The following is a 2,301-nucleotide window of genomic DNA, read 5'->3' as shown; positions in this document are numbered from 1 at the left end:
GGGGATCATTTTCACGCAAAAATGGCGCCCCTCAAGGGCGCCATCCCGGAACATCAAAGCACCATTGTTTTAGTGCTTCAAGTCACAGTATTTATCGCGTCTTTATCAGTGCCCGAAGCCCTGATTTTTCGCTAGGCACATGGCCATCAAGAATAGCAGCCACATCGGCCAATGCGTCTGCTTTATCTTGGGCATTATGCCTAATTGCTTCGAGCAGAAGTAGCACAGCGATACACATAGCAGAATAGCGATTGGCAGATAAACTGACACGCCTTGCGATAGGCCGAATCTCTGCATTGAGTTCATCGAGCAGATCCATAATCAAACTCGATCGTTGATATGAGAAACAATCGGCACAACCTGTTTCAACAGGTAGGTATGCAGCTCGTCAAACAGAACATTATGTCGCTGTTGGCACCACTGAAATACATTGACGAATGACTCATGCGCACTGTACGTCGACAAGTCTGCGCCGAGGTTTGACAGGCCGTCCATGACCATGTGCAGTTCTGAGATTTCCTCAAGTTTTACCGCAAGATGTGTTCCAATGTTGTTAGCCATACTTGAACTCCTAGATAGTTCGTTTGTGGTTAGGCTCATTGAGTGTTCCCGCACTCTTTGAGCCGCTTTGGTTAAACGGTATAAACCGTTTATATCGTATCTGCTATCTACCCCCTTTCTCTGTTAGTTGCTGCAATCATTATTTCAACTCTCACAAAATGCACTCCGAGAGCATGTATTTCTTTCCGTACCTGATCGGCTGTAGAGCATCCAGAGACACCCGCGACGACGACGTCGTCGTCATCCATCACCGTACCCGACCACACGCCTGGAGAGGTCTGACGGATGCGTAACACGATATCCTGATACTCAGCCAATGCAAGCCTCTGATACGCTATTTTGAGATGTCTTGATCATTCCTTTTCGCCCTATCTTCGACACTAAGTTTACGCCGATATTCCTTCAGGAATAATACACGATCACCCTTGAAGAATAGAGTGGGATTAACCCAAAATTGATTAGGCATACGTGGTGCAATAAAGCCCTTCTCGAGCAACACATTCATGCCACGTTTAAAGGTGTATTCACTCATGCCGATATCCCGGCCAGACAGCCCACCATCAAACCACGACAGATACAAAGTGTCGGCAAAGCCGCCTGCCATTGGGGTGCGCTGGTACTCGTCCAATATGCATTGAAAAACACGCTGTGCTGTTCTGTTCAATTCATACGAGGCCACCACACCTGCAGCAAAGATTTTGACGAAGTGAGCATCATCAACATCCTCGATTGTATGGATCATGGCCCTATGAGTAATTTCACCGGTTTCGGTGTTCACAAGGTCTGTACTTACGCCAGTCCGAACATACTTTTGCCGTACCGCTACAGAACTTCCTCCGACCAACGGATTAACGTTTGGCGAAAAAGAGAGGTTAGCAATATACGCTATTTTTTTACCCATTTGGTTTAGCAAAAATAAGAGTTTAGTTGCTAAGGATAGTGACACCCCACTGTGGTGAAGTCAAGCAAAAAATACAGTTTTTTTGCAAAGGTACGTTCGCAAGGTTGCTAAGGTTTGAAGTAACAATTGCAAAGGGTAGTGGGGATATAGGCTACGCTTAGAGCAGCCTCTTCTCACTCTGTTTTTGCTGTTGCCTGTCCGGACAGATACTTGCCCTCTGCGGCCTGCCTAACCTGGTGCTGCATAAAACGCCTAATGCCCTCAGACACCGTAAAGCCGCGCTCCTCGCAAATTACCTTGAAACTGTCCAGCAGTTCCTTATCCGTCCTGACCTGCAATAAATGGGTTTTGACCTTGATTGCCACCGCTCGACTCCGAAAGTTTGTAATTACAAATGACATTACACTGTAATTACAAAACGGTCAATTTGTAATTACAAAACATAGCCAGAGGCCGCAATATCCCTATGTGATGCCTTAAGTGTCCCTAATACAAGTTTAGCGGCGCTGCGCGCCGCACTTGCTGCGCACGCACGGCACGCAGCGCCGCTAAACGGCCCAAGGATTAACGAGAAGGGGCATAGGAGGGGATCAAACGGATTAGCCTATGGACGTAGTCCGTAAACTGCCCGCGCGGCCCATAGGCCGTTTAAAGGTCTTTGCCAGTATGGCAACTGGACGGCGTGGAGCGCCGCCAGGACACAAGGTAGTGATCCCCTGAACGGGGATCATTTTCACGCAAAAATGGCGCCCCTCAAGGGCGCCATCCCGGAACATCAAAGCACCATTGTTTTAGTGCTTCAAGTCACAGTATTTATCGCGTCTTTATCAGTGCCCGAA

Annotated in this window: 3 protein-coding genes; all 3 read right to left on the bottom strand. The window is 47.8% G+C overall.

The features are described 5' to 3' along the window. Nucleotides 1-321: 321 nt before the first annotated feature. Nucleotides 322-561 (bottom strand): hypothetical protein, encoded by a 240-nt coding sequence (locus ACQ4WQ_RS28375; RefSeq protein ID WP_436501642.1) that lies wholly within the window; start codon nt 559-561, stop codon nt 322-324. A 334-nt stretch (nt 562-895) separates the two neighbouring features. Then, the gene (locus tag ACQ4WQ_RS28370; protein WP_436501640.1) at nt 896-1,339 is read right to left on the bottom strand and encodes a hypothetical protein; all 444 of its coding nucleotides are present in this window, start codon (nt 1,337-1,339) and stop codon (nt 896-898) included. 296 nt (nt 1,340-1,635) lie between these two features. Continuing rightward, nucleotides 1,636-1,827: a hypothetical protein gene (locus ACQ4WQ_RS28365; protein WP_436501638.1), complete on the bottom strand. Its 192-nt coding sequence runs from the start codon at nt 1,825-1,827 to the stop codon at nt 1,636-1,638. Nucleotides 1,828-2,301 lie beyond the last annotated feature (474 nt).

It is taken from the genome of Janthinobacterium goodfellowi, from assembly GCF_051380695.1.
In the GTDB taxonomy this organism is placed as follows: domain Bacteria; phylum Pseudomonadota; class Gammaproteobacteria; order Burkholderiales; family Burkholderiaceae_D; genus Janthinobacterium.
Note: the sequence above shows the minus strand (reverse complement) of the source record. Positions and strands in the feature narration are given on the sequence as shown.

Coding starts and splice junctions, on each gene's coding strand:
- ACQ4WQ_RS28375 (WP_436501642.1), bottom strand. CDS start 561: ATGGCTAACAACATTGGAACACATCTTGCGGTAAAACTTGAGGAAATC.